We start from the raw sequence: 25,225 nt of genomic DNA on the forward strand, positions 1-25,225 counted from the left end.
TTCAGGCTCTGGGAAGTGAGCCCGATTGTGGAAAGCCGAAGGAAAAACTAAAGGGCGATAAGGCGGAAGGAAAGGGGGCTATTCACTGCCCTGACCGCTCCGCGGCGCGCCCGACAAGGCCGCAGGCGGGAAATGCAGTCGAAAGGTGGTACCTCGCCCCTCCTCCGACTCACAAACGAGCGAGCCCCCAAATGACTCGATCACCCCGCGGCAGAACGACAATCCCAGCCCGGCACCATGCAGGGGCCTGCTGGTAAAGAAGGTATCGAAAACGTGCGGCAAATCCGCTGGTCTGATACCGACGCCGGTGTGCCGCACGGTCAACAGGTTCTGCTCCTGCCATACAGACATACCGATGTCGATCTCCCCCTTGCCGGCAAGGCGGATCGCATACAGCGCGTTCTTGAGCAGATTGAGCAGCACACAAACCATGAACGACTCGGAGCCGATGAACTCAAAACCGCCGGTCCGGTCCACCACCACCTTGTCCCGTTCGCCCGCCTGGAAGGGATAGCGCCTCATGGCCTCGTTCAGACAGGCATCCATCGAGCAGCGCACAAAAGTCGATGGTTCAGCCTGCCTTTGATCGGCGGAAGCCAACATCAGAGCAACGACCACGCTGGAGCGATCCACCTGCTTCCTGATCGCGCCCGCCAAGGCGGGAAGACGGGAGAAATCCGGCGCGTTCGGCGAACGCACCACCAACCCTTTGTCCACCGCCAGGCTGTAACCCCGGCACAGCTCGGGAAGCCACTGCATCAGGGTGTCGGCCTGCATCCGGATGGTGTCCAAGGGGACACGGATCTCATGGGCCACTGATGCAGCCACCACCAGGGGATTGGTGGTACTGCGGTGCACCACAGCAATCAGCCCCAGGCTGATGGCCAGGAAGAACACCCCGGGCGGATAGAACTCGAAGCCGTAGTTGCATAGGTAGTCCACCGCCGCAAAAAAGTAGACAAACAGGCTCGCCACGCAGATGTTCAGCCGAACGCGCTGTTCGAATGAGGCCCCGCGCGTGGCCTGCCAGGTAACGAACAGGCCACGGCCCACCACCACCACCGTCTGCAGCACATGCACCACATGCAGCGGCCCGGCCTTGGGGTAGTGGCCGAAGAAGTACCCGTAGTAGCCGGCAACGAACAGGTCCGTGGCCACGTCGAACCCGCCCAGAACCAGCGACAGCCCGTAAGACAGCATCACCCAGCGCCTGTCCCGCCGCTGGTTGGCGATCTCCACCAGGAAGTGGTACAGAGTTGTCGGGAGAAAGATGATCAGCAGGTAGCCCAGGCGGATCAACACCGTGGTCCAGAACGGGTCTCGCACCTGGAACAGCACGGCCCAGGTGGCCTGCCAGACGAAGGTGGTCAGGCACAGCGCGAAGAAGCACAGGCTGATGCGATTGAATCCCTTGGCCGCCAGTACGTAGACGCCATAGCCAAGGAACAGCCCCGAGACCAGGGCCGGGAGCAAGGAATACATGAGGGTTCTCCCGCGGCCAGCTGTCGTACCGGCTCTGTGCGGGCCAGTTTAGTGACCGCCCGCGCGGAAACCCCCGGGGGGAATTGCTGGGATCAGAACCCCAGGCTGGCCAGCAGGTCGTCCACCTGCTTCTGGTCCGTGACCACGTCGGTTCGGCCTTCGGCGTTGACCACCGGACCGGCCAGTTCGTGGGCCTTGTCCTGGCCTGGCTGGCCGGTCGGCACCGATTCAAGCAGCAGCCCCAGCAGCTGCTCTTCTATCGTGCCCGCCAGACCCACCACGCGCGCGATCACCTGACCGGTGAGATCGTGGAAGTCCTGCGCCATCATGATCTCGGTCAGGCGGGCGTCGGTCTTCTCGGCCAGCGCGACCACGTCGGTGGACCACTCCAGCAACTCGGGCATGGCCTTGGCCAGCGCCGGCACGCGCCGGATGGTGTCGGCCAGTTCGCGGCCGCGCTGCGCCAGTTGCTCCTGTTCCTTCTTGCCTTCTTCCACCTGGCTCAGCACCTTCTCGGCGGCTTCGCCAGTCAGGCGGGCGATGTAGGACAGGCGGCTCTGCGCGTCCGGCAACTGCTCCACCGTGCCCTGGAGCTTGTCGGCGTAGCCCAGCTCCTTGAGCGCGTCGTGCAGCTGGCGCGTGATCGCGCCCAGCTTGCGGAACATGTCCGGGTTGGCGGCCTGGCCGTCCTGCGTGTCGGGGGTGTGGTTCATGACCTGGTTCTCCCGACGCTGGTCACAGACCCAGCTTCTTGAAGATGTTCGCGAGCTTCTCTTCCAGCGTGGCCTTGGTGAAAGGCTTGACGATGTAGCCGGCCGCGCCGTTTTGCGCCGCCAGCACGATGTCTTCCTTGCGCGCCTCGGCCGTCACCATCAGCACCGGCAGGTGCTTGAGCTTTTCGTCGGCCTTGATCGCCGCCAGCAGCTCGAAGCCGTTCATGTTCGGCATGTTGATGTCGGTGACGACGAAGTTGAAGGCGCCGGCCTTGAGCTTGCCCAGCGCGATCGCGCCGTCCTCGGCCTCGTCGGCGTCGGCGTGGCCGATCTCCTTGAGCAGGTTGCGCACGATGCGGCGCATGGTGGAGAAGTCGTCAACGATCAGGAATTTCATCGGCGTGGACATGGCAGCCTCCGCAGAGGTGGGGTCGGGAAAGGTCGGGCCGCTCAGCGCGTGCTCGTCTCGCTTGTTTTCGTCAGGTCGGGGGAAATCTGTAGGGCCGTGGTGGCCACCGGCGCGGCCGGGGCCGCGGCGGCGGGCGGCAGGCCCAGCACGGGCGCGGCGGGCAGGGCCGGCGGGAACATGCGGCCCTCGTAGTCGCGCGTCATGATCATGATGCTGATGCGCCGGTTGCTCGGGTCCTGGGGCCGGTCGGGCAGCAGCGGCACGCTGGCGGCCAGGCCTTCCACGCGGCGCAGCTTGTCGTCGGGCAGGCCGCCGGCCACCAGCTCGCGGCGCGAGGCGTTGGCCCGGTCGGCCGAGAGCTCCCAGTTGCTGTAGCCGCGGTCGCCGCTGCCATAGGGCGTGGCATCGGTGTGGCCGGCGAGCGAAATGTGGTTCTCCACATTCCCCAGGGAGCCGCCGATGGCGCGCAGGATGTCACGCATGTAGGGTTTCACCAGCGCGCTGCCGGTGTCGAACATGGGCCGGTTCTGGTCGTCCACGATCAGGATGTGCAAGCCATCGGGGGTCTTGACCATGCGGATCTGCGACCGGTATTCGCCCAGTTTCTGGTCGGTCTCGATCAGCGCGTTGATCTTGCGCTCCAGCGCGTCGATGCGCTCCTGGTCCTTGCGCGCCAGCTCGGCGCGCGCCATCTGAGCCCCGAGTTCCTTGACGGTGCGTTCGGTGTCGCCCGAGTCGCGCTGGCCGTTGGCCGCCGACAGGTCGCGCCCGCCGCCGGGGATGATGCTGGTGCTGTTGCCGGTGCCGTCGCCCCCCATGAGCGAGACCTTCACCGGGTTGGTGAAGTAGCTGGCGATGCCCTGCAGGTCGCCCTTGGCGGTGGAGCCCAGCAGCCACATGAGCAGGAAGAAGGCCATCATGGCCGTCACGAAGTCGGCGTAGGCGATCTTCCACGCGCCGCCGTGCGCCGCGTGACCCGCCTTCTTCACCCGCTTGATGACAATCGGTTGGAGTTTCTTGCCGTCACCCGCCATGGCGCGTCCTCAGGCCTTTTTGCCTTTGACGTGGCCTTCGAGCTCGCTGAAGGTGGGCCGCACGTCGCTGAACAGCACCTTGCGGCCGAACTCCACGGCGGTGGCGGGCGCATAGCCCTGCATGCTGGCCAGCAGCGTGGTCTTCACGCACAGCAGTTCCTTGCCACTCTCCTCCACCTTCTGCTCCATCAGGCCGCCCAGGGGCTCGAACACGCCATAGGCCAGCAGGATGCCGAGGAAGGTGCCGACCAGGGCCGAGCCGATCATGGCCCCCAGCACGGCGGGCGGCTGGCCCACCGAGCCCATGGTGTTGACCACGCCCAGCACGGCGGCCACGATGCCGAAGGCCGGCAGGCCACCGGCCAGGCGGGCGATGGCGGCCACGGGCGCGTGCGCTTCCTGGTGATGGGTTTCGATCTCGCTGTCCATCAGCGACTCGATCTCGTGCGCATTGAGGTTGCCCGAGACCATCATGCGCAGGTAGTCGGTGATGAACTCCACCACGTGGTGGTCGGCGGTGATGGTGGGGTACTTCTGGAACACCGCCGACTCGTGCGGGTTGTCCACGTCCTGCTCGATGGCCATCAGGCCTTCCTTGCGGGCCTTCTGCAGCAGGTCGTACAGCAGGGCCATGAGCTGCAGGTAGCGCTCCTTGGTGTAGCGGCTGCCCTTGAAGCAGCCGGCCATGCCTTTGAAGGCGGCCTTGACCACCTTCATCTGGTTGTTGATCAGGAAGGCGCCCAGGGCGGCGCCCAGGATGGTGGTCATCTCGAACGGCAGGGCCTTGAGCACCACGCCGATGTTGCCCCCGTGCGCGATGAACACGCCGAAGATGCAGAGCATCGAGACCACGAAGCCGATGATGACGAACATGTTCTTGGTCGAATGAATGGATACAGGACTTATCGACCGACTCTAGGGGCGATGAAGGCCCGCCAGAAACGCGAAAAGGGCCCTTGGGGGGGCCCTTTTCCGGCTTTGACCGCCTGAACCGGCGTTTTCAGTGCAAGCGAAGCGAACCCGCCGCGCTGCCCTTGCCCGCGCGGGCGGGCGGCTGGCACAGGCCGCAGACGAAGTGGCGGGCGTTCTCGTACGGCTCGGTGACGAAGCGGCCACCGCAGCAGGAGCACTTGGTCAGCGTGAGCATGCCGCTGTCGACGAACTTGATGAGGCGCCAGGCGCGCGTGATGGACAGCAGCGGCTCGATCGCGCTGGCGGTCATCTGTTCGCTGTAGAGGCGGAAGGCCTTGATGACGGTGTCGATGTCCTCCAGGGCACTGGCCTTGGAGAGGTACTCGTGGATGTTGAGGAACAGCGACGCGTGGATGTTCGGCTGCCAGGTCAGGAACCAGTCCGTGGAGAACGGCAGCTGGCCCTTGGACGGGCTCTTGCCCGCCACTTCCTTGTACAGGCGCAGCAGGCGCTCGTAGGACAGGCTGGTCTCGTATTCCAGCACCTGCAGGCGCGCGCCCAGCTGGATCAGGGCCACCGCGCGCTCGATGTCGCGCGACTCGTTGAGGATGCTTTTGCCTGCGGCCATGTCGAACTCCAGATGCGAGAAAGAGAGGGGGGGATCAGTGCGCGGTCGTGGCCATGGACTCGGCGTACTTGCCGGCCATGAGGATGCTGGCGTGCAGCTGCGTGGTGGTGCTGTTGTCCACCTTCTTCACGTTGTGGCTGGTCAGCAGGTTCCACACCAGGTCGTCGTCGACGCGGAAGCGGCACAGCAGCATGTTGCTGGAGGCGATCTTGAGCAGCTGGGCGGTGGAGAGCATGGCCAGCAGGTCGGCCGCCTCTTCCGTCATGCCCAGGCGGAACAGGGCCTCGGCGCGGTCCTTGCGGATCAGGTTCTGCGCCAGCATCAGGTAGGTCAGGTTGGCTTCGCGGATCTCGGCCAGAAGTTGTTCGCTGTCCATCACTCACTCCTTCACGTGTCGGTCGTCGGTTGGGGGTCTTCGCCAGGGCTTGGCTGGACCCGATGTGAGGAATTGTGTCGATCGGTGAACAAACTTGAATCGGGAAACGTCTGTGCGTGCTGTCGGGATTTCCGGCACCCGGTGTCGGCGATATGCCTACAACCTTGGTTCTAAAAGCCAGGAATTGGCGATGTTCGGCGGCGCTTATCCGACCGTTCGCCATCGGACAAATCTAAAGAATTCCCGGTCATCACCGAAATTGACGGAGCGAGCTTCCCGATGGAGTTCGTCGCCGGGCCAGCCAGGGCGGCGATCAGTGACGGTGAGACCCGGAATCTGCCGGGCCAACTTTCACAGTCCATCACAGGAGTGAGTTATGACCACCATCAACACCAACATGATGTCGATGACCGCCCAGCGCAACCTGGCGACGTCGGCGGGGTCGCTCGCGACCTCCATGCAACGCCTGTCCTCGGGCCTGCGCGTGAACTCCGCCAAGGACGACGCCGCCGGCCTGGCGATTTCCGAGCGCATGAACACCCAGGTGCGCGGCCTCAACGTCGCCGCCCGCAACGCCAACGACGGCATCTCCCTCGCGCAGGTGGCCGAAGGCGCCCTGGGCAAGGTGGGCGACATGCTGCAGCGCATGCGCGAACTGGCCGTGCAGTCGGCCAACGCCTCCAACAACGCCGATGACCGCAAGGCCCTGCAGGCCGAGGTGACGCAGCTGCGCCAGGAAATCGAGCGCGTGGCCAAGACCACCGCCTTCAACGGCACCAAGCTGCTCGACGGCACCTTCGCCAACGTGACCTTCCAGGTCGGCGCCAATGCCGGCGAAGGCATCTCCATCGAATCCATCGTGAGCGCGCGCACCGACGACATCGGCGCGACCGACTCCAACATCACCGCCGCCATCAACAACGTGGCCGATCCCGTGGCGCCGGCCGTGCTGGCCGCCGTGCCCGCCGGCACGCTGGAGATCCTGGACGCCGACGGCAACGCCGTGGCGCTGGGTCCCATCGGCGAAGCCACCACCGGCGCGCAGCGCACGGGCCAGGTGATCGACGCCATCAACGCCAAGTCGTCCGACACCGGCGTGTTCGCCCGACCCGTGCACGACGCCACCGGCGCCACGACCGGCTACGAGATCTTCTCTGACCGCGCGCTGACCACCGCCGCGGGCGGTGACCTGGAAAGCCTGGCCGGGGCGGCCGCCGACGTGGGCACCGTGACCGCCACCGCGCCCACCGCCACGCCTTTCACGCTCGACGACATCAACATCGAGAACTTCGGCGACAGCCAGCTCGCGATGAAGGTGATCGACAACGCCATCGACGCCATCAACAGCTCGCGCGCCGACCTCGGCGCCCTGCAGAGCCGCTTCGAAAGCGCCGTGGCCAACATCAACATCACCGGCGAAAACCTCTCCGCCGCGCGCGGGCGCATCGTCGATGCCGACTTCGCCAAAGAGACCTCCAACCTGTCGCGCGCCCAGATCCTGCAGCAGGCCGGCACCGCCATGGTGGCGCAGGCCAACCAGATCCCGCAGAACGTGCTGTCGCTGCTGGGCCGCTGACCAACCACTGACCCCGAAGGAACCCCATGGCGACCATCACTTCTCCCGGCATGGCCTCCGGCCTGCCCATCAAAGAAATGGTCGCGCAGCTCGTGGCGCTGGAACGCGCGCCGCTCACGGGGTTGCAGACGCAGGTCAACAAGGCACAGAGCAAGCTCTCGATCTACGGCACCATCAACTCGCTCGTCACCACACTGGGCGACGCGGGCGCCAAGCTGGCCGAAGCGAACGCCTTCAAGGCGGTCAAGGCCACCTCCTCGCTGCCCGATGTGGTGGGCGTGACGGTGGCCGCGGGCACGCCACCCACCGGCTTCTCCCTGGAAGTGCAGCGCCTGGCGACGGCGCAGAACACGTCCAGCGCCGTGGTGCCAGCCGGCAGCGGCATGGGCGCGGGCACCCTCACCATCACCCTGGGCAACTGGGGCAGCGGCAGCTTCGTGGCCAACGGCGAGCAAGAGCCGGTCACGATCACGGTCGAGGAAGGCAAGGACACGCTCAAAGACATCGCCCAGCAGATCAACGACTCCGACGCCGGCATCACCGCCACCGTGCTCAAGGACGCCAATGGCGAGCGACTGCTGCTGCGCTCCAAGTCCACGGGCGCCGAGATGGGCTTCCAGGTGGAGGCCACGGACGCGGACGCCGGTGACGGCAAGGACCTGGGGCGCCTGGCCTACATGGGCGCCGGCTCGCCCAGCACCCTCACGCAGGCCGGTCTGAACGCGCAGGCCACCATCAACGGCGTGGCCATCGAATCGGCCAGCAACACCGTCAAGGACACCATCGACGGCCTCACGTTCGAGCTCAAGCAGGTCACCACCACGCCGGTGAACGTGAGCGTGACCAACGACAAGGACGCGATGAAGAAGACCGTGCAGGGCTTCGTGGACGCGTACAACGCCGTCATGGACCTGCTGGCCACGGCCACCAAATACGACCCGGAAACCAAGGTCGCCGGTTCGCTGCAGGGCGACAGCACCGCCACGGGCCTGCGCAACGCCATCCGAAGCATGATGCGCTCCAGCACGCCGGGCGGCGAGTTCACGCAGTTGCTCGACATCGGCATCGAGATCAAGTCCGACGGCAAGATGAGCATCAACAGCACCAAACTCGACACCGCGCTGGACAAGCCGGCCGAGCTGGGCAAGCTCTTTGGCGCCACCAGCGACGACCCCACGCAGCGCGGCTTCGGCCTCAAGCTCGATGCCTTCGCCGATGGCCTCGTGGCCTCGGGCGGCACCATCAGCAACCGCACCGATTCGCTCAACGCGAGCATCAAGCGAACCAACAAGGAAATGGACAAGGTGGTGGACCGCGCCGCGCGCGCCGAGACCCGCTACCTCGCCTACTACAACGCGATGGACGCCAACGTGGCGCGCCTGAACTCGCTCAACGCCTACATCACGCAACAGATCTCGATGTGGAACAAGAACAGCGGCTGAGCCGAGGCGCGGCCAACAAGGCATGACGGGCGGTGGGTATCCACCGCCCGTTTTGCTTTAGGCGGCGCGTGGCTCAAGTAATCGACCGCTTGGCCGAAACACCCAGCAACGGACCACGGATCGCGGTTCGTGATCCGGCTCAGGCGCCGGTTGCCTTCCACAACCATTTCACAGGAGTCCGCCGTGACCACCATCAACACCAACGTCATGTCGATGACCGCTCAGCGCAACCTGAGCAGCTCGGCCAACTCCCTGGCCACCTCCATGCAGCGCCTGTCCTCGGGCCTGCGCGTGAACTCCGCCAAAGACGACGCCGCCGGCCTGGCCATCTCCGAGCGCATGAACTCCCAGGTGCGCGGCCTCAACGTCGCCGCCCGCAACGCCAACGACGGCATCTCCCTGGCCCAGACCGCCGAAGGCGCCCTGGGCAAGGTCGGCGACATGCTGCAGCGCATGCGCGAGCTGGCCGTGCAGTCGGCCAACGCCTCCAACAACAGCGACGACCGCAAGGCCCTGCAGTCCGAGGTGACCCAGCTGCGCCAGGAGATCGACCGCGTGGCCAAGACCACCGCCTTCAACGGCACCAAGCTGCTTGACGGCTCCTTCGCCAACGCCACCTTCCAGGTCGGCGCCAACGCCGGCGAGGGCATCGCCATCGACTCCATCGTCTCGGCCAAGTCCAACACCCTGGGCACGACCACGGTGAGCTCGTCCGACGTGATCGCGGTGGACGTGGAAACCGACAACGCCACCGACGGCGTGGCCCTGGCCGCCGGCGACCTGACCATCACGGACACCTCGGGCACCGCCGTCGACCTCGGTCCCATCGGCGCGGCCACCACCAACGAGCAGCGCACCTCGCAGATCGTCGACGCGATCAACGCCAAGTCGTCGGACACGGACATCTTCGCCAAGATCGAATACGACGCCACGGGCGCCGTGACCGGCTACTCGGTGTTCTCGTCCTCGCGCACGCTCGACGGCAGCGAGTTCGGCGGCTCCTTCGCGGCCGACCCCACCGGCGACGTCGGTGGCGCCACCTACGCCGACGCCGACTTCGCGCTCGAGGACATCGACATCAACAGCTTCGGCGCCGCCCAGCTGGCGATGAAGGTGATCGACACCTCGATCGACTCGATCAACAGCTCGCGCGCCGACCTCGGCGCCCTGCAAAGCCGCTTCGAGAACGCCGTGGCCAACATCAACATCACGAGCGAGAACATCTCCGCCGCGCGCGGGCGCATCGTCGATGCCGACTTCGCCAAGGAAACCTCCAACCTCTCGCGCGCCCAGATCCTGCAGCAGGCCGGCACCGCCATGGTCGCCCAGGCCAACCAGGCGCCGCAGAGCGTGCTCTCGCTGCTGCGCTGATCGGCCCCACCTTCCAAGGACAACACCATGACCACCATCAACACCAACGTCATGTCGATGACCGCTCAGCGCAACCTGAGCAGCTCGGCCAACTCCCTGGCCACCTCCATGCAGCGCCTGTCCTCGGGCCTGCGCGTGAACTCCGCCAAGGACGACGCCGCCGGCCTGGCCATCTCCGAGCGCATGAACTCCCAGGTGCGCGGCCTCAACGTCGCCGCCCGCAACGCCAACGACGGCATCTCCCTGGCCCAGACCGCCGAAGGCGCCCTGGGCAAGGTCGGCGACATGCTGCAGCGCATGCGCGAGCTGGCCGTGCAGTCGGCCAACGCCTCCAACAACAGCGACGACCGCAAGGCCCTGCAGTCCGAGGTGACCCAGCTGCGCCAGGAGATCGACCGCGTGGCCAAGACCACCGCCTTCAACGGCACCAAGCTGCTTGACGGCTCCTTCGCCAACGCCACCTTCCAGGTCGGCGCCAACGCCGGCGAGGGCATCGCCATCGAGTCCATCGTCTCGGCCAAGTCCAACACCCTGGGCGACACCGAGCTGATCACCGCCGCCGGCACCCTGACCACCACGGCCGGCGCCAACGCCGCGCTCGACGCCGGCACGCTCACCGTCAAGGGTGTCGACCTGGGCCCCATCGCCGCCGCCGCGGACGCGTCGGAGCGCACCACGCAGGTGGTGGACGCGATCAACGCCAAGTCGTCCGACACCGGCGTGTTCGCCCGCGTGGTGACCGACGCCGCGGGCGCCATCACCGGCTGGACCACGTTCTCGGACGACGCCATCGCCACCGCCGACTTCACGGGCTTCACCGCCGCCACCACCGGCGCCTCGCCGGCCGCCGCGGGCGCCGCCGTGGCCTCGCAGCTCGACGACATCTCCATCACCTCGTTCGGCGAATCGCAGCGCGCGCTCAAGGTGATCGACTCGGCCATCGACGCCATCAACAGCTCGCGCGCCGACCTCGGCGCCCTGCAAAGCCGCTTCGAGAACGCTGTGGCCAACATCAACATCACCGGCGAGAACATCTCCGCCGCGCGCGGGCGCATCGTCGACGCCGACTTCGCCAAGGAAACCTCCAACCTCTCGCGCGCCCAGATCCTGCAGCAGGCCGGCACCGCCATGGTCGCCCAGGCCAACCAGAACGGCCAGAGCGTGCTCTCGCTGCTGCGCTGAGCGCCCGGTTTCTCGCACGACACACCCGTCGTTTCGCGGCGGTGGCCTCCGGGCCACCGCCGCTTTTTCTTTTGGGGGGCAAACACCGCCCATTTCCGGCTTGACCACCGGGCACCCGACCGATGGAAGCCCCTAAAGAAGCCGTGAAGCGCACCGAAATAGACGCCAACGGATCCCGAAAAGGTTCGTGACCGGCACTGGGCCCTCGACATGGACACGCGCCGGATCGTTCAGACGGTTCCACCTTTCAAAGGAAACAGCGATGACCACCATCAACACCAACGTCATGTCGATGACCGCTCAGCGCAACCTGAGCAGCTCGGCCAACTCCCTGGCCACCTCCATGCAGCGCCTGTCCTCGGGCCTGCGCGTGAACTCCGCCAAGGACGACGCCGCCGGCCTGGCCATCTCCGAGCGCATGAACTCCCAGGTGCGCGGCCTCAACGTCGCCGCCCGCAACGCCAACGACGGCATCTCCCTTGCCCAGACCGCCGAAGGCGCCCTGGGCAAGGTCGGCGACATGCTGCAGCGCATGCGCGAGCTGGCCGTGCAGTCGGCCAACGCCTCCAACAACAGCGACGACCGCAAGGCCCTGCAGTCCGAGGTGACCCAGCTGCGCCAGGAGATCGACCGCGTGGCCAAGACCACCGCCTTCAACGGCACCAAGCTGCTCGACGGCTCCTTCGCCAACGCCACCTTCCAGGTCGGCGCCAACGCCGGCGAAGCCATCTCCATTGACTCCATCGTCTCGGCCAAGTCCGACTCGCTGGGAGAACTGGACAACACCGAGTTCTTCGTCGCCACCGTGGCCGCGCCGAGCACCGCCGCCAACGCCGCCATCCCGGCCGGCACCACGGGCTGGACCATCAAGGACGCCGCCGGCAACGACGTCGATCTGGGCGGCATCGCCGCCTCGACCACGGCCGCCGAACGCACCACGCAGGTCGTGGCCGCGATCAACGCCAAGTCCTCCGACACCGGCGTGTTCGCCCGCGAACTGGCCGCTGGCGGCTACGAGATCTTCTCGGACCGCGACCTGACCGCCGCCACCACCTTCGGGGCCGCCTTCACGGCCGCTGCCACCGGTGCGCCTGGCGACACCGCGCCCCCCGCCACGCTGCGCAACCTGAGCGACGTGAGCATCGAGAGCTTCGGCGATGCCCAGATCGCCCTGAAGGTGATCGACAAGGCCATCGACGCCATCAACAGCTCGCGCGCCGACCTCGGCGCCCTGCAGAGCCGCTTCGAAAACGCCGTGGCCAACATCAACATCACCGGCGAGAACATCTCCGCCGCGCGCGGGCGCATCGTCGACGCCGACTTCGCCAAGGAAACCTCCAACCTCTCGCGCGCCCAGATCCTTCAGCAGGCCGGCACCGCCATGGTCGCCCAGGCCAACCAGAACGGCCAGAGCGTGCTCTCGCTGCTGCGCTGAGCCCCGCCTGAACCGCCCACCAGGAGCCCACCATGACCACCATCAACACCAACGTCATGTCGATGACCGCTCAGCGCAACCTGAGCAGCTCGGCCAACTCCCTGGCCACCTCCATGCAGCGCCTGTCCTCGGGCCTGCGCGTGAACTCCGCCAAGGACGACGCCGCCGGCCTGGCCATCTCCGAGCGCATGAACTCCCAGGTGCGCGGCCTCAACGTCGCCGCCCGCAACGCCAACGACGGCATCTCCCTGGCCCAGACCGCCGAAGGCGCCCTGGGCAAGGTCGGCGACATGCTGCAGCGCATGCGCGAGCTGGCCGTGCAGTCGGCCAACGCCTCCAACAACAGCGACGACCGCAAGGCCCTGCAGTCCGAGGTGACCCAGCTGCGCCAGGAGATCGACCGCGTGGCCAAGACCACCGCCTTCAACGGCACCAAGCTGCTTGACGGCTCCTTCGCCAACGCCACCTTCCAGGTCGGCGCCAACGCCGGCGAGGGCATCGCCATCGAGTCCATCGTCTCGGCCAAGTCCGACACCCTGGGTGAAACGCCGGTGCACATGACCGCGCAGATCAACAACGCGGCCGACCCCGTGGCGCCCGCCGTGCTGGCCTCCATGGCTGCCGGTGCCCTGAAGGTGGACGACGCCTCGGGCACCGCCGTCGACCTCGGCCCCATCGGCGAGGCCACCACCGGCGCCCAGCGCTCGCAGCAGATCGTGGACGCGATCAACGCCAAGTCCTCCGACACCGGCGTGTTCGCCTTTACCACGCTCGACGCCAACGGCGCCGTCACGGGCTACCGCGTCTGGGCCGAGCGCGCCCTGACCGCGGCCGGCGATTTCACCGGCTTCGGCGCCGCCACCACCGGCACCGTGACCGACACCGCCGCCGTGGCCAACGCGGCCATGGACGACGTGAGCATCACGAGCTTCGGCGAGTCCCAGCTGGCCATCAAGGTGATCGACTCGGCCATCGACGCCATCAACAGCTCGCGCGCCGACCTCGGCGCCCTGCAAAGCCGCTTCGAGAACGCCGTGGCCAACATCAACATCACCGGCGAGAACATCTCCGCCGCGCGCGGGCGCATCGTCGACGCCGATTTCGCCAAGGAAACCTCCAACCTCTCGCGCGCCCAGATCCTGCAGCAGGCCGGCACCGCCATGGTCGCCCAGGCCAACCAGAACGGCCAGAGCGTGCTCTCGCTGCTGCGCTGAGCGGCCAGGCCCCCGGGCCGCCCCACGCCCGCCACGGCGGCGGCCCGAAAAGGCCGCCGCCGTTGTCGTTTGAAGCGGACACCACCTCTCTCAGGCATCGCGGGAAACGGCCATGAAACCCACCTCTGATCGCCCACCAAATACCTACAGTCCGGCGCGCGACGGCCGATACAAAGAACATAGCCAGCCAGGAGCCCCCACCATGTTCACCTCCGTCAACACCCGTTCCGCCTCCGTCTACAAACGCGTCGCCGTGGAAACCGGCGTCCAGGCGGCCGACTCGCATCGGCTGGTGGGCATGCTGTTCGACGGCCTGCTGCAGGCCGTGGCGGCCGCGCGCGGCGCCATGGAACGCGGCGATCTGGTCGCCAAGGGCGAGCAGATCGGCAAGGCGGTGCGCATCGTCGAGGAAGGCCTGAAGGCCGGCCTGGACCCGGCCGGTGGCGAGATGGCGCGCAACCTGGGTGCGCTGTACGCCTACAGCGTGCGCCGCCTCACGGAGGCGAATCTGCGCAACGACGCCAAGGCCCTGGCCGAGGTGGCGGGCCTCATCGAGCCCGTGGCCCAGGCCTGGCAGGACATCCGCGCCCAGGCGCTGCAGGGAGCCTGACATGGAGCAGCACGGTTTGATCGACTTCTACAAAGCCATCGAGCGCACCAGCGACCAGATGCTGGCCGCCGCCCAGGCCGAGGACTGGGACCGCGTGGTCCGGCTCGAAGGCGCCTGCGCGGTGCTCATCGCCCAGCTGCGCTTCAAGTCGCGCGAGGCCGAGCTCGCGCCCGAGGAGCGCAAGGAGAAGGCGCGCATCATGCAGCGCATCCTTCGCACCGACGCCGAGATCCGCTGCCTGGCCGAGCCCTGGCTGAACGACCTGGCGCAGATCATCGACCGCAACAGCGCGGCGCCCACGCACTGAGCGCGGCGCTGCCCGCCCAAGGAAGCGGCCCTCAGGGGCCGTTTCTCTTTGAGGGACTCAGCCCGGGAGCAGCAGGCCCTCGTAGGCCCGTTTCGCTTCGCGGTAGTCCGCCAGCCGACGCTGGAGCCGGTCGGCCAGCGCCTGAACCACCTCCAGGTTTTCCCGGTGCATGTCGTCCATTTCTTCCCGCAGCGTCTGGGCGTGCAGGCGCAACAGCTCGTCGAACACCAAGGGGTGCAGGCGCGCGATGAACACCGGCCGCTCGAGCAGCAGGCGCTCGACGACATCCTCGGGTGACTCCCCGGCCTCCTGGGCCAAGGCCTGGAGCGTGAGCGACAGAGCTTCCCCGTTCAGCGCCACCTGCGCCGCTGGCACGGCTTTCTTCTTGGGGGCGCGCAGGGCATCGGGCAACGGCACCCCCTGGGCTTCGGTCCTTGCTGTCTTCGACGGACGGGGCCTCCACTCACCGAGAAAGGCTTTCAGCTGGACCAGGGGCCTTGCCTGGCGACCCGAGGTCTTGTCCGGGGTCGTGTCCGGCGCAGGCTGGCCTGGCGCGGCGCGGCGCGGCTTGAACGGGGATGCCATGGGGACCGGCACGAGCGCGCGCTGGTTGAACGCGATCGCGTCCTTCTCCTGTGGGGCATTCGCTTTGCCGAGGCCCGCCGCCCGGCGCTGCCGTATGTCGCGCAAGCGTTCATCGAACGCCCGCTGCGCGCCCGCGCGATGGAACTCGACATCCGCCTCGGCGAGCGCCAGGTCGTCTTCGGCAGCGTTCCGCGCGGCGGTGGCCCGATTCAGAATCTCCTGCGCCGCCAGCATCCGCTGGGCGCGCACCAGGCTTGCGAGGTGTCGGCGCGACTCCGTGCTGTCCACCACCCGCTTTTTCGAGAAGTGGTCGCAGGCCTGGACCACCTCGTGCCGGCGACCGTCGACTGGCGCCGATCGCAAGTACGCGATCGTTGGTGCCACCAGATCGCGAAAGCTGCAGGACTCGATGCGCCCGCACCACCGGCCCACCGGCTTGCGGGTGGGCATCACCTGATCGGGAGCGTCCTGGTCGGCATGCGCGTGCCACTCTTTCCCGGTCGGCCGGGGTGACTTCTCATACAAGGTCCTTGCAAACCCCTCGACATCGAAGCGCTCGCCCCGCCGGATCGGCGAGAACGCCGGGACTGGCCTGGCCGGCGGGACGGACTTTCTGATCGGCGGTGCTTCTTGACTGACGCGGCGCATGCGGACTCCTCGGGCTGTGGCGGTGGTACGGAAGCGGCATCGTGCAAAACCGATGCGGCCTGTGGGTAACAGCCACCGAGCAAAGCGTTCATGAGATGGCACGGGGCCATCCCAGCCCCGGCCTCGCGCCCCCGAGAAAGGCTCAGAGCGGTGCTTGCGCGGCCGCCTGCAGCTGCGCGCGCATGCAGTACCGCGCCAGGGCCCGGAACACCGGGTCGCTCAGGTAACGGGGCACCGGGGTCTCGGTCAACCACCGGTGCAGGATCTGGTGCGGGGCCAGCGAGGGGGCGCCGGCGATGGTGTGGACAGCGACAAACCCCTCGACCTCCTCGGCCTCCACGTCGAAAGGGCCTTTGGGGACACCTTTCGGTGTGAAGGCCTTGTCCAGCCGGGCCGCGATGGCCGCGTACGCCCGCCGCTGATCGCCACTCCCCTCTTCCTGCCACAGGCCGAGCCCGTCCAGAGCCAGCATGCGCTCCCGGTGGCCCAGGTACGCCGCTTCCAGTTGGCGGGCCAACTGCATCAAGGGCTGCTCCTTCGCCTGGACAGCGCCCAGTTCGTTCTTCACCCGCACCAGCCGGGCCAGGGCACCGCGGAATTCGTGCGTGTCTGGGAACACGCCGTCGACCAGACAGCACAAGACGCCTTCGATGCACCGACGCCATTGCACCTCCTGCGGCAGCACGTCCTCGACGGGCTCTCTGCACGCCTCGGCCAGCTGCCCATGCAGGGTGGCGCTCAGCGCCGAGGCGAACGCGCGGGCGCTCATGGGCGCCAGTTCGCCCTCGGCGTCCTGGGTCATGGCCGGCGCCAGAGGCTGGCCCTCGGGCACCACCGGGGCGAGCCACTCCAGCAGCCGGTCCAGGCTGTCCCCCCGCTGGGGGTCGACAGGAAGCGCCATGTCGCCCTGAACCCCCAGTTCGACGAAATACGCCAGCAAGGCCTCGAACACCCGGGGCCGCAGGTTGAAGGAGGCCGTGCCCAGCAGGAGAACATGCCGAAGAAACTGCAGCGGCGTCTGCCCCTGCGCCTGGCTGCGTTGATCGATGAAGCGGCGCAGTGAGGCGGTGCGCGCCCGCTACGCGCCAGCGGGCACACCGTCCGCAACCGCCTGGCTCCAGACGCGGTTGCATTCGCGCGCTTCATCGCGATCGGCGGTGCGCGCTTTCGAATGGCCATCCTGTTGCCGAATGCAGGCGCGCAGCGCCGAGGGCGTCATGGCCTTCATGCCGTCCCTGTGGGCCCGCATCTTCCCGACGCTGCGGGTGATGTCGAAGAACCGCCCCTGGGCGGCCTTCAGCACCTGCAACGCCGCCCGCAGTTTCATCGTGTGGCGGCACCCATCCGGGTTCGCGGCGCGCTCGGCTCGCAGCAGTTCCAGCGCCGCGGCCACCTCCGGCCAATGCCCGAGGTGTTTCTCGCACCAGGCGATCTCCTCGTCCAGCCGCTTCCGCAGGCGCGCCTGCTCCCGCCCATGGACCAGGCGCCCGATCCAACCGGTGCGCGAAGCGAACCTGACCGACAGGTCGACGCCGTTCTGCCCGTTCTTTCTTTTTTTGCACACCAGCACCGGCGGCTTGGTCGTGGAGGCCGTCGGCGTCTGGGCCAGCACCTGGCCGATCACCGGCAGGCCTTTGAGGTCTTTGGACCGGGGGGACCGGACACAGGAAGGGAAGAACCGTTCAAGGATAGACATGGCGCGACTCAAAACGCAGAGGCAGGCGGGGCAGCGGCCCCTACAGAAGCGGCTGAAACACCGTGTCGAGCGCGCAGGCGCCGGTGTTGGGATCGACGGCCGCTGCGAACCGCAAGGCGTCCGCCAGCGCCCCGTGTTCCGGCCCCAAGGCCGCCAGGCTCCACTCCACCAGCGCCTGGCGGACAGCCGCACGCTTCGCCGACGGTGGCAGCGCCTGCGCATCGCAGAGGCCCTGGATCGCCTTCAGCGCACCGAGGCGCGCCGGACCGCAGCGCTCATGCAATGGCGGGCTCAGGCCTTTCAAGTGGTGAACCAGGAGCTGGGCATTGGCGCTCGCGGCCAGCGCGGCGGGGAGTTTTCTGGCATGGGCCTGCAGCCGCACCAGCACCTCGGGATCGCCCAGCAGCGCCTCGGCCACCGGTTCCGGCCCGCGCCCATCCCTCTGCGCGAGGTACGACAGGGTCTTGAGGATCGCCGATCGCGCGGAGCCCTCGGGATCGCTCAGCCGCACCTGTGCGGCCAGCTGAGACAGCAGCGCCTTGCCCGCGTCGACACCCCCGGCGATGGCCACGAAGGTCGGCCAATCGATCCGGGCCTCGGCCAGTTGCCTGAGAACCTCGCCCATGCCCACGATGGCCGCCAGATCGGACGGGCGCACGCGGGGATGGCGATCGACCAGCACGCAGGTATCGAAGCTCGGTGTCAACGGGAACTGCCGACCGAACAGACCGCTCACCACCCCGTTCGCCATGGCTTCCTTGCGCCGCACGCTCGCCTGCCACCAACCCACGCGCGCCAACAGGCGCTGCGGCGAGAAGGGCTTGCGCTGCGGCACGTACAGCACGACCAGCCGCTCTTGGCTGCCCGGCACGCGCACGGTTTTGGCCCGCAGCGCCTCGCCGGATTGAACGGCCCTGTTGAGAAGCGCGCGGGCGGCCGCGCTCAGGCCGGTGTCGCGCGTGACCACCACCGCATGCCTGGACGGCAGCGGGACGCGCGCCCGCGTCGCTCCGATGAGGCGATCAGATTCACGGTTCATGGTGACGGTCCATTGGATGCATGGGTGCCACGCCCTGGACGGCCCAGGGGGGTCGATGCGCGGCGTGTGGGCTTTGGTGACGCTTCTGTGATGGTGGTTCGAACCATCGGCCCTCCCCGGTGGCCTAGGCCGCCCGCGCCACCCACCCGGCGGAGCGCTTCATGTGCCGCGCCCCCACTCCCCTGGGCGCGGGCCATCCCCGCGGTCGGGAACAAAGCAGGGGGCACCGTTCCCTAGGCCATTCCGCGGCGCCGGACAGGCCTGGCGCGGCGCACGCCCCCTGAGACCCACCACGCCACCATGCAATCCGCCTCTTCTTCCTCTTCTTCCTCACGTTCCAGCAGCCCGGTGGACCGGTCGCGAGGCGCTTCGCGCCAAGCACCGCCGTCGCCCGTCAACCGCTCCCAGTCCCCTGGCAGCGCCTCGGCCCGCTGGAACTTCTGCCTGTCGAATGAGGACGATGAGCACAGCCTCGAACCAGAGGACGTCACCGCCGGCCCCTCACCCCTGTCGGCCGCCGCGCCCAGCTCGGACATCAAGAAGCTGTTCCGGCCGTCCCGGCACCTCACGCTGGACACCGAGGGCTTGCGCCCCAACTACAGTGCCATCAACAACTGCGAGCTCTCAGGGGAAGAGACCGCCCAGTTGCTCAACCACGCCCGGAAGGTCGCCCAGGGGGTGCCGCTGGCTCCCCCATGGTGTTTCGACCCGGCCAGGCATGCGCTGCCGAACGGCGGCCCCGACATTCCCGGCATCCTGGGCGACACCTCGCTGAGCCAGTCCCAGCGGATCGAGGTCTACCGCTGGGCCAGGATCTACGCGCCGGACACGATGACCGATCCGACATGCCTGGCGACGTGCTGCGTCATGGGGACGGCTCTCCCGGCGGCCATGCTCTTTGTCACTGGCGCGGTGGTGTTGGCCATTTACCTGACCGGCACCCACGACGCCTCGCCGCCCTGCAGCTACCTGCGCATGAACGCCACCGAGGCCAATGCCCTGCTGCAGGCGGTTCACGAGCAATTTCCTTCTCTGGTCAACGCCACCTTGAACAACATGGACGAGTGGGTTCCGTTGATCAAGGACCGCTTCTCGCAGGGCATCTACCGCGACGGGGGCGATGGCCATCTCCTGCAGCAGGTCTGCGCCTCCCTGGCCCAGGCCCTGGATCCGGTGGCGGCCATGAAGCTGCTGTTTCTTTTCCTGGTTTGCCTGGCGCTGGCGCCGCTGCAGGGTTGAACCGCCCGCCATGCACCACCACCCCCATCCCGACCCCGAGGTGGCCGCGCTGCTCGAACAATGCGCCGCCCGCCTGGCCCAGGCCGGCGAGCGAATCGGCGACTGGGTGCGCGCGGCCACTACCGGGCAGGCACTCCCTGCGCTGGCGGCGCACGGGCCCGCCGAGGCCGCGCGGCTGCTGACCACCGCCACCCGCCTGTGCGACGAGGGCGCGTTCGATCAGGCGCTGCGGCCCGCCCTGGTCCTGGTCATGCAACACCCCGGGCGGGCGGCATTCACCTTCCTCGCCGGCACCTGCCTGCAGCGCACGGCCCGGCCGGCCGCTGCGCTGCCGATGTTCGGCCTGGCCGGACTGCAGGACGGAAACCGCTATGCGGCGCTGGCCGCCTTCCGCTCGGGAGAATGCCTGGCCGCCATGGGCCGGGCGGCCGACGCCATCCCCGTGTTCGAAGCGGCGGTCGAGGCCTGCCGCCAGGACCCGGCCTTGGCGGACCTGCAGCGGCTCGCACAGCACAAGGCCGAGGCGCTGCGCGCGGGGTAGGCCCAGGCGCCGACAGGCGCCGCGGCCGCCTCAGACCGACATGTTCATCACGTCGGTGTAGGCCTGCACCATGCGGTTGCGCACGTGCAGCGCGCTCTGGAAGCCGATCTGCGCCTTCTGCATGGCGATCATGGTTTCCTCCAGGCTGACCTTGGGGTTGCCCAGTTGAACCTCGGTCTGCAGGCGGCTGGCCTCGTTCTGCGCCTTGCTCACCTGGTGCAGGGCCGCCTTGAGGTTGTCGGCGAAGGCCGCGCCCGCGCCACCCGCGGCGCCCGCGGCCGGGCGCTTGAACGCGGCCACGTTGCCCAGCGTCTGGCTGGTCAGGGGAGACAGGCGCATGTCCATGAGGGACTCCTTCGGGAAGCGATCGACAGGCCTGGATGCTAGGCCCCCCTCGGCAACCGGGTCCGGAAATAAAGCCCCAATAAGCCGGCCTTTTCGGGCCCTGACCGGGCGACCCCGCTCAGGGCGCGGCCTTGAGCGGAGACTGCGCCTGGAACTGCGTGGCCACGCGTTCGGCCAGCTGGTCGAGCGCCTGGCGGTAGACGGCGTCCACGGCGCCCGGGCCGGAGATCAAGGCCTCGAAAGACGGAAAGCTGGCCTCGGCGGGTGCCACGATGGCCCAATCCTCATTCGGCCGGGCGTCCACACCGAAGAACAGCGTGGTGCTGTAGGGGTACCACTGGGCCCCCCGCGGGAAGGAGTGGACGTCGACATTGAGCTTGGGCACGTAGGCCTGGGTGCCCATGCCCGAATGGAAGCCGATGGCGTCGAACCCCAGCTGCAGACCCACGTCTTCGTCGAAGGCGAGGTTCTCGATGTCGACGTTGTCGGGGTCGTCCGGCCGGCGGGCGATCGACTCCAACACCCGGACCTCATAGCCGGCGGCCCGCAGCCGGTGCGCCACCCGCTCGGCGAAGAACAGGCCGTGGCCCGGCGCATGGGTCCGCATCAGGGCCGTGAGGTCTTTAGTCTTCTGGCGCCCGTCCGACAGCGCGCCCAGCGAGGCAAGGGGAAACAGCATGGTGGCCGCCGTGCGGACCGTGACCGTGTACTCCACGGGATCACCAGCCGGGATGAGCAGAACACTGCGGGCCGGCAATGGGTCGCCGTCGGCGGCGCGGGCGCCGACGGCGACCAGCAAGAAGGTGAGCGCCAGGACGATGCGTTGCATGGGCTTCGGGTCGGTGGTTGCGGTGCGTGGCTTATACCCGCACGGGCGCCCGCTCGGTCCGAAATCCCCCCCTCGGCAAGGCGCGCGGGAAATAAAGGCCCAATACGGCGCCTTTTTTCGGGAATGCCCGCCGGCCCCCCCCGGGATACTCATCCGCATCCGGGGCCCCGTGCCCCCTTGCGAGCCATCCCGCCCATGAGCACCACCGCCGTCGCCGAAGTGAATGCCCAGCCCGTGCGCGCCAACGCCCTGGCCGAAGGCCTGGCGCGCATGGACAACGCGCAGAAGATCAAGCTCGGCCTGGGCGCCCTGGCGCTGCTGGCCATCGCCCTGGCCTTCTTCTTCATGGGCCGCCAGCCCGAGTGGCGCGTGCTCTACGCCAACCTGGGCGACAAGGACGGCGGCGCCATCGTGGCCCAGCTGTCCCAGATGAACGTGCCCTACAAGTACTCGGACGGCGGCGGCGCCATCATGGTGCCGGCCGACAAGGTGCACGACACCCGGCTGCGCCTGGCCTCCCAGGGCCTGCCCAAGGGCTCGGTCACCGGCTTCGAGCTGATGGAGAACAACCGCTTCGGCATGACGCAGTTCCAGGAGCGGCTGAGCTTCCAGCGCGGCCTGGAAGGCGAGCTGACCCGCTCCATCCAGTCGCTGGCCTCGGTGCAGGCCGCGCGCGTGCACCTGGCCCTGCCCAACCAGAACGGCTTCTTTCGCGAACAGCAAAAGCCCAGCGCCTCGGTGCTGCTGACCCTGCACCCCGGCCGCACGCTGGACCGCGCGCAGGTCGCCGGCATCGTGCACCTGGTGGCCAGCAGCGTGCCCGAGATGAACCCCAAGGCCGTGAGCGTGGTCGACGACCAGGGCAACCTGCTGTCCAACCCGCCCGACGGCCAGAACGCCGCCGGCGCCGATGTGCAGAAACTGCAGTACGCGCAGCAGCTCGAGCAGCTCTACACCCGCCGCATCCTGGACATGCTCGAACCCCTGGTGGGCGTGGGCAACGTGAAGGCGCAGGTGAGCGCCGACATCGACTTCTCCCAGGCCGAGATGACCTCGGAGCAGCACCGGCCGAACCAGGGCAACGAGCCCAGCGCGGTGCGCAGCCAGCAGACCATCGAAGACGGCCGTCCCGGCAGCGCCCAGCCCGCCGGCGTGCCCGGCGCGGTGAGCAACCAGCCGCCAGCGCCCAGCAGCGCGCCCATCAACGGCCAGGCCGCGCCCGTGGGCGTGACGCCGCAGGGCCAGGCCAATGCCGGCCAGGGCGGCTCCACGCGCCGCGAATCCGTCATCAACTACGAGGTCGACCGCACCGTGCGCACCGTGCGCGAGTCCAGCGGCAGCATCAAGCGCCTGAGCGCGGCCGTGGTGGTGAACCACAAGACCACGCTGGACAAGAACGGCAAGCCCGTCAGCGCCCCCATCCCGGCGCAGCAGATCGAGCAGATGACCGCCCTGGTGCGCGAGACCATCGGCTTCAACCAGGCCCGGGGCGACTCGGTGAACCTGATGAACGCCGCGTTCAACGAGGTGGTGGCCACCGAGCCCGAGGCCCTGCCCTTCTGGCAGCAGGCCGACAAGATCGAGCTGGCGCGCAGCCTGGCGTTCCCGCTGGGCATGGTCGGCCTGGGCCTGATCGTGCTGATGGGCATGGTGCGCCCGGCGCTCAAGCTCATGAAGGCGCCGCCGCCCCGCATCGCCGAGGTGCAGCCGCTCAACGCCGTGCTCAACGAAATGCCCGAGCGCCCCGGCCTGCCGATGCCGACGCCGGACGAGGAAACGCCCGAGAAGCGCCGCATCGCCGACGCCAAGCGGCTGGCGCTGGAGAACCCGGCGGCGGTGGCCAACATCGTCAAGGGCTGGGTCAACGGCGAAGCGCCGAACTGAGGCTGGGAGCAGAGCATGGACGACACCGGACTGCAGGACGCCGCCATCTTCCTCATGTCGCTCGGCGAAGAGGAAGCGGCCGAGGTGTTCAAGCACCTCAGCCCGAAAGAGGTGCAGAAACTGGGCGAGACCATCGCGCGCACGCGCGCCGTCTCGCACGAGCGCGTGGACCAGGTGATGCAGCGCTTCACCAACACCGCCTCGTCGCAGAGCCTGCTGGTGAGCGACACCGACAACTACGTGCGCGCGGTGCTCAAGCGCGCCCTGGGTGACGACAAGGCCGCGCTGCTGATCGACCGCATCCTGCAGGGCGGCGACGTCTCCGGCATCGAGAGCCTGAAGTGGATGGACCCGCTGTCCATCGCCGAGCTGCTGCGCAACGAGCACCCGCAGATCGTGGCCGCCATCCTGGTGCACCTGGAGGCCGACCAGACCGCCGCCGTGCTGAAGAACTTCACCGAGCGCACGCGCAACGAGGTGATGCTGCGCATCGCCACGCTCGAGGGCATCCAGCCGACCGCGCTGAAGGACCTCAATGAGGTGCTCTACAAGGTGCTGGCCGGCGGCGACAAGATCCGCAAGACCTCCATGGGCGGCGTGAAGACCGCGGCCGAGATCATCAACATGATGGGCACGCAGATCGAAAGCTCGGTGATCGAGTCGATCCGCGACTTCGACCCCGAGCTGGCCCAGAAGATCATGGACAAGATGTTCACCTTCGAGGACCTGCTCAAGCTCGACGGCAAGGCCGTGCAGCTCATCCTCAAGGAAGTGGCCACCGACCAGCTCATCGTGGCGCTCAAGGGCGCGACCGCCGAGCTGCGCGAGCTGGTGCTGTCCAACATGTCCAGCCGCGCGGCCGAGGCGCTGCGCGAGGACCTCGAAGCCCGCGGCCCGATCCGCCTGTCCGAGGTGGAGGCGCAGCAGAAGGAGATCCTCAAGATCGTGCGCCGCCTCTCCGACGAAGGCCAGATCGTGATCGGCGGCGGCGGCGAGGAAGAGGCTTTCGTCTGAGCGCCCCATGAACCAACGCCCCAAGAACGACCCGTACTCGCGCTTCATCCCGCGCGAGGAGATCGACGGCGTCGCCGCCTGGCAATTCGCCGCCGTGGACGGCAGCGACCAGCGCCCCGCCCTGCCCACCGACGGCGCGGCCGAGGCCACGCCGCCCGACGAGCGCCTCGCCGAGGCGCGCGAGCAGGCCTACGCCGAGGGCTTTCGCCACGGCCACGACGCTGGCGCGCAATCGGTGCGCGACGCCATGGAAGCCAGCATGCGCCGCACCGCCGAGGAAACCGCGGTGCGCATGGCCCAGCTGCTGCGCACCACGCGCGAGCACCTCAAACACAGCGAGCACGAGATCTCGCGCCACATCCTGGAGATCGCCTGCGACCTGGCGCGCCAGGTGGTGCGCCGCGAGCTGGTGCAGAACCCGGCTCAGCTGCAGGGCGTGGTGAGCGAAGCCATGTCCCAGCTCATCGACGACGGCCTGCCCGCCACCATCCGCATGAACCCGGCCGACCTGGCGCTCATGAAAGGCGCGCTGCTCGAAACCCTGGGCGAGCCCCGGCCCGAGCTGGTGCCCGATCCCGGCATCACCCCCGGCGGCTGCGTGCTCGAGTCGCGCACCAACTCGGTGGACGCCACGGTCGAGAAGCGCTGGCTGCGCGCCATCGGCAACCTGGGCCTAAGCGCACCCTTCGACCCCGCCGACGCCGACGTCTGACC

At 68.1% G+C, this 25,225-nt stretch carries 26 protein-coding genes; 13 read left to right on the forward strand and 13 right to left on the reverse strand.

Annotated features, from left to right (window positions below; genetic code table 11):
- Positions 1-78: 78 nt before the first annotated feature.
- The 7 genes from DY262_RS08315 to flhD form a co-directional block, all read right to left on the reverse strand.
- Positions 79-1,482, reverse strand: coding sequence for a sensor histidine kinase (locus tag DY262_RS08315; protein ID WP_116958455.1), 1,404 nt, complete (start codon positions 1,480-1,482; stop codon positions 79-81).
- Positions 1,483-1,574: 92 nt separating this feature from the next.
- On the reverse strand, positions 1,575-2,195 hold the full coding sequence (locus DY262_RS08320; RefSeq protein ID WP_116958456.1) for a protein phosphatase CheZ: 621 nt from the start codon (positions 2,193-2,195) through the stop codon (positions 1,575-1,577).
- A 22-nt stretch (positions 2,196-2,217) separates the two neighbouring features.
- The gene (cheY, locus tag DY262_RS08325; RefSeq protein ID WP_070400989.1) at positions 2,218-2,604 is read right to left on the reverse strand and encodes a chemotaxis response regulator CheY; all 387 of its coding nucleotides are present in this window, start codon (positions 2,602-2,604) and stop codon (positions 2,218-2,220) included.
- A gap of 41 nt (positions 2,605-2,645) precedes the next feature.
- Positions 2,646-3,638, reverse strand: coding sequence for a flagellar motor protein MotB (motB, locus tag DY262_RS08330; RefSeq protein WP_116958457.1), 993 nt, complete (start codon positions 3,636-3,638; stop codon positions 2,646-2,648).
- Between the two features lie 9 nt (positions 3,639-3,647).
- Positions 3,648-4,511, reverse strand: a complete 864-nt coding sequence (gene motA / locus DY262_RS08335; protein ID WP_116958458.1) for a flagellar motor stator protein MotA — start codon at positions 4,509-4,511, stop codon at positions 3,648-3,650.
- A 127-nt stretch (positions 4,512-4,638) separates the two neighbouring features.
- On the reverse strand, positions 4,639-5,178 hold the full coding sequence (gene flhC / locus DY262_RS08340) for a flagellar transcriptional regulator FlhC (RefSeq protein ID WP_116958459.1): 540 nt from the start codon (positions 5,176-5,178) through the stop codon (positions 4,639-4,641).
- Between the two features lie 34 nt (positions 5,179-5,212).
- Positions 5,213-5,554, reverse strand: a complete 342-nt coding sequence (flhD, locus tag DY262_RS08345; protein ID WP_070400985.1) for a flagellar transcriptional regulator FlhD — start codon at positions 5,552-5,554, stop codon at positions 5,213-5,215.
- A gap of 376 nt (positions 5,555-5,930) precedes the next feature.
- Here flhD and DY262_RS08350 point away from each other — a divergent pair, with 376 nt between their 5' ends.
- From DY262_RS08350 to DY262_RS08385, 8 genes are all read left to right on the forward strand, one after another.
- Positions 5,931-7,130, forward strand: coding sequence for a flagellin (locus tag DY262_RS08350; RefSeq protein ID WP_116958460.1), 1,200 nt, complete (start codon positions 5,931-5,933; stop codon positions 7,128-7,130).
- Between the two features lie 26 nt (positions 7,131-7,156).
- A complete protein-coding gene (fliD, locus tag DY262_RS08355) occupies positions 7,157-8,572 on the forward strand; it encodes a flagellar filament capping protein FliD (RefSeq protein WP_116958461.1) in 1,416 nt (471 codons plus the stop codon).
- Positions 8,573-8,755: 183 nt separating this feature from the next.
- Complete coding sequence (locus DY262_RS08360; protein ID WP_116958462.1) at positions 8,756-9,943, forward strand: flagellin; 1,188 nt, start codon at positions 8,756-8,758, stop codon at positions 9,941-9,943.
- A 27-nt stretch (positions 9,944-9,970) separates the two neighbouring features.
- Positions 9,971-11,125: a flagellin gene (locus DY262_RS08365; RefSeq protein WP_116958463.1), complete on the forward strand. Its 1,155-nt coding sequence runs from the start codon at positions 9,971-9,973 to the stop codon at positions 11,123-11,125.
- A 262-nt stretch (positions 11,126-11,387) separates the two neighbouring features.
- Positions 11,388-12,560 carry a flagellin gene (locus DY262_RS08370; RefSeq protein WP_116958464.1) on the forward strand — a complete coding sequence of 391 codons (1,173 nt, stop codon included), beginning with the start codon at positions 11,388-11,390 and terminating at the stop codon, positions 12,558-12,560.
- Between the two features lie 32 nt (positions 12,561-12,592).
- Positions 12,593-13,774 (forward strand): flagellin, encoded by a 1,182-nt coding sequence (locus DY262_RS08375; protein ID WP_116958465.1) that lies wholly within the window; start codon positions 12,593-12,595, stop codon positions 13,772-13,774.
- A 202-nt stretch (positions 13,775-13,976) separates the two neighbouring features.
- A complete protein-coding gene (gene fliS / locus DY262_RS08380; RefSeq protein WP_070400979.1) occupies positions 13,977-14,384 on the forward strand; it encodes a flagellar export chaperone FliS in 408 nt (135 codons plus the stop codon).
- A gap of 1 nt (position 14,385) precedes the next feature.
- On the forward strand, positions 14,386-14,691 hold the full coding sequence (locus DY262_RS08385) for a flagellar protein FliT (protein WP_116958466.1): 306 nt from the start codon (positions 14,386-14,388) through the stop codon (positions 14,689-14,691).
- Between the two features lie 57 nt (positions 14,692-14,748).
- Here the strand turns inward: DY262_RS08385 and DY262_RS08390 are convergent, their stop codons facing one another.
- From DY262_RS08390 to DY262_RS08405, 4 genes are all read right to left on the reverse strand, one after another.
- Positions 14,749-15,924, reverse strand: a complete 1,176-nt coding sequence (locus tag DY262_RS08390; protein ID WP_116958467.1) for a hypothetical protein — start codon at positions 15,922-15,924, stop codon at positions 14,749-14,751.
- A gap of 142 nt (positions 15,925-16,066) precedes the next feature.
- Positions 16,067-16,876, reverse strand: a complete 810-nt coding sequence (locus DY262_RS08395) for a hypothetical protein (RefSeq protein WP_116958468.1) — start codon at positions 16,874-16,876, stop codon at positions 16,067-16,069.
- 126 nt (positions 16,877-17,002) lie between these two features.
- On the reverse strand, positions 17,003-17,620 hold the full coding sequence (locus DY262_RS08400; RefSeq protein ID WP_147326194.1) for a hypothetical protein: 618 nt from the start codon (positions 17,618-17,620) through the stop codon (positions 17,003-17,005).
- A 40-nt stretch (positions 17,621-17,660) separates the two neighbouring features.
- Positions 17,661-18,659 carry a hypothetical protein gene (locus DY262_RS08405; protein WP_147326195.1) on the reverse strand — a complete coding sequence of 333 codons (999 nt, stop codon included), beginning with the start codon at positions 18,657-18,659 and terminating at the stop codon, positions 17,661-17,663.
- 300 nt (positions 18,660-18,959) lie between these two features.
- Here DY262_RS08405 and DY262_RS08415 point away from each other — a divergent pair, with 300 nt between their 5' ends.
- Positions 18,960-19,898 (forward strand): hypothetical protein, encoded by a 939-nt coding sequence (locus DY262_RS08415; RefSeq protein WP_147326196.1) that lies wholly within the window; start codon positions 18,960-18,962, stop codon positions 19,896-19,898.
- A 10-nt stretch (positions 19,899-19,908) separates the two neighbouring features.
- A complete protein-coding gene (locus DY262_RS08420; RefSeq protein ID WP_116958473.1) occupies positions 19,909-20,439 on the forward strand; it encodes a hypothetical protein in 531 nt (176 codons plus the stop codon).
- Positions 20,440-20,469: 30 nt separating this feature from the next.
- Here the strand turns inward: DY262_RS08420 and fliE are convergent, their stop codons facing one another.
- Together fliE and DY262_RS08430 are read right to left on the reverse strand one after the other, a co-directional pair.
- Positions 20,470-20,784, reverse strand: coding sequence for a flagellar hook-basal body complex protein FliE (fliE, locus tag DY262_RS08425; RefSeq protein ID WP_070401151.1), 315 nt, complete (start codon positions 20,782-20,784; stop codon positions 20,470-20,472).
- A 118-nt stretch (positions 20,785-20,902) separates the two neighbouring features.
- Positions 20,903-21,613, reverse strand: a complete 711-nt coding sequence (locus DY262_RS08430) for a hypothetical protein (RefSeq protein WP_116958474.1) — start codon at positions 21,611-21,613, stop codon at positions 20,903-20,905.
- A 195-nt stretch (positions 21,614-21,808) separates the two neighbouring features.
- Here DY262_RS08430 and fliF point away from each other — a divergent pair, with 195 nt between their 5' ends.
- Genes fliF through DY262_RS08445 form a run of 3 tightly spaced genes read left to right on the forward strand, consistent with a single transcriptional unit; the run spans position 21,809 to position 25,223 of the window.
- On the forward strand, positions 21,809-23,497 hold the full coding sequence (gene fliF / locus DY262_RS08435; RefSeq protein WP_116958475.1) for a flagellar basal-body MS-ring/collar protein FliF: 1,689 nt from the start codon (positions 21,809-21,811) through the stop codon (positions 23,495-23,497).
- 15 nt (positions 23,498-23,512) lie between these two features.
- Entirely contained in the window at positions 23,513-24,511 is a 999-nt protein-coding gene (gene fliG, locus DY262_RS08440; protein ID WP_116958476.1) for a flagellar motor switch protein FliG, read from the forward strand.
- Positions 24,512-24,518: 7 nt separating this feature from the next.
- Complete coding sequence (locus tag DY262_RS08445; RefSeq protein ID WP_116958477.1) at positions 24,519-25,223, forward strand: FliH/SctL family protein; 705 nt, start codon at positions 24,519-24,521, stop codon at positions 25,221-25,223.
- Positions 25,224-25,225: the final 2 nt, after the last annotated feature.

Source organism: Hydrogenophaga borbori, assembly GCF_003417535.1.
In the GTDB taxonomy this organism is placed as follows: Bacteria; Pseudomonadota; Gammaproteobacteria; order Burkholderiales; family Burkholderiaceae_C; genus Hydrogenophaga; species Hydrogenophaga borbori.

Excerpts from the sequence above, each read along its gene's own strand:
- DY262_RS08315 (WP_116958455.1), bottom strand. The coding sequence starts at position 1,482 with ATGTATTCCTTGCTCCCGGCCCTGGTCTCGGGGCTGTTCCTTGGCTAT.
- flhD (WP_070400985.1), bottom strand. The coding sequence starts at position 5,554 with ATGGACAGCGAACAACTTCTGGCCGAGATCCGCGAAGCCAACCTGACC.
- cheY (WP_070400989.1), bottom strand. The coding sequence starts at position 2,604 with ATGTCCACGCCGATGAAATTCCTGATCGTTGACGACTTCTCCACCATG.
- motB (WP_116958457.1), bottom strand. The coding sequence starts at position 3,638 with ATGGCGGGTGACGGCAAGAAACTCCAACCGATTGTCATCAAGCGGGTG.
- motA (WP_116958458.1), bottom strand. The coding sequence starts at position 4,511 with ATGTTCGTCATCATCGGCTTCGTGGTCTCGATGCTCTGCATCTTCGGC.
- fliS (WP_070400979.1), top strand. The coding sequence starts at position 13,977 with ATGTTCACCTCCGTCAACACCCGTTCCGCCTCCGTCTACAAACGCGTC.
- DY262_RS08400 (WP_147326194.1), bottom strand. The coding sequence starts at position 17,620 with ATGTCTATCCTTGAACGGTTCTTCCCTTCCTGTGTCCGGTCCCCCCGG.
- DY262_RS08405 (WP_147326195.1), bottom strand. The coding sequence starts at position 18,659 with ATGAACCGTGAATCTGATCGCCTCATCGGAGCGACGCGGGCGCGCGTC.
- DY262_RS08430 (WP_116958474.1), bottom strand. The coding sequence starts at position 21,613 with ATGCAACGCATCGTCCTGGCGCTCACCTTCTTGCTGGTCGCCGTCGGC.
- DY262_RS08445 (WP_116958477.1), top strand. The coding sequence starts at position 24,519 with ATGAACCAACGCCCCAAGAACGACCCGTACTCGCGCTTCATCCCGCGC.
- fliD (WP_116958461.1), top strand. The coding sequence starts at position 7,157 with ATGGCGACCATCACTTCTCCCGGCATGGCCTCCGGCCTGCCCATCAAA.
- flhC (WP_116958459.1), bottom strand. The coding sequence starts at position 5,178 with ATGGCCGCAGGCAAAAGCATCCTCAACGAGTCGCGCGACATCGAGCGC.
- DY262_RS08385 (WP_116958466.1), top strand. The coding sequence starts at position 14,386 with ATGGAGCAGCACGGTTTGATCGACTTCTACAAAGCCATCGAGCGCACC.
- DY262_RS08370 (WP_116958464.1), top strand. The coding sequence starts at position 11,388 with ATGACCACCATCAACACCAACGTCATGTCGATGACCGCTCAGCGCAAC.
- DY262_RS08320 (WP_116958456.1), bottom strand. The coding sequence starts at position 2,195 with ATGAACCACACCCCCGACACGCAGGACGGCCAGGCCGCCAACCCGGAC.
- fliE (WP_070401151.1), bottom strand. The coding sequence starts at position 20,784 with ATGGACATGCGCCTGTCTCCCCTGACCAGCCAGACGCTGGGCAACGTG.
- DY262_RS08390 (WP_116958467.1), bottom strand. The coding sequence starts at position 15,924 with ATGCGCCGCGTCAGTCAAGAAGCACCGCCGATCAGAAAGTCCGTCCCG.
- DY262_RS08415 (WP_147326196.1), top strand. The coding sequence starts at position 18,960 with ATGCAATCCGCCTCTTCTTCCTCTTCTTCCTCACGTTCCAGCAGCCCG.
- DY262_RS08420 (WP_116958473.1), top strand. The coding sequence starts at position 19,909 with ATGCACCACCACCCCCATCCCGACCCCGAGGTGGCCGCGCTGCTCGAA.
- DY262_RS08365 (WP_116958463.1), top strand. The coding sequence starts at position 9,971 with ATGACCACCATCAACACCAACGTCATGTCGATGACCGCTCAGCGCAAC.
- DY262_RS08350 (WP_116958460.1), top strand. The coding sequence starts at position 5,931 with ATGACCACCATCAACACCAACATGATGTCGATGACCGCCCAGCGCAAC.
- fliF (WP_116958475.1), top strand. The coding sequence starts at position 21,809 with ATGAGCACCACCGCCGTCGCCGAAGTGAATGCCCAGCCCGTGCGCGCC.
- fliG (WP_116958476.1), top strand. The coding sequence starts at position 23,513 with ATGGACGACACCGGACTGCAGGACGCCGCCATCTTCCTCATGTCGCTC.
- DY262_RS08375 (WP_116958465.1), top strand. The coding sequence starts at position 12,593 with ATGACCACCATCAACACCAACGTCATGTCGATGACCGCTCAGCGCAAC.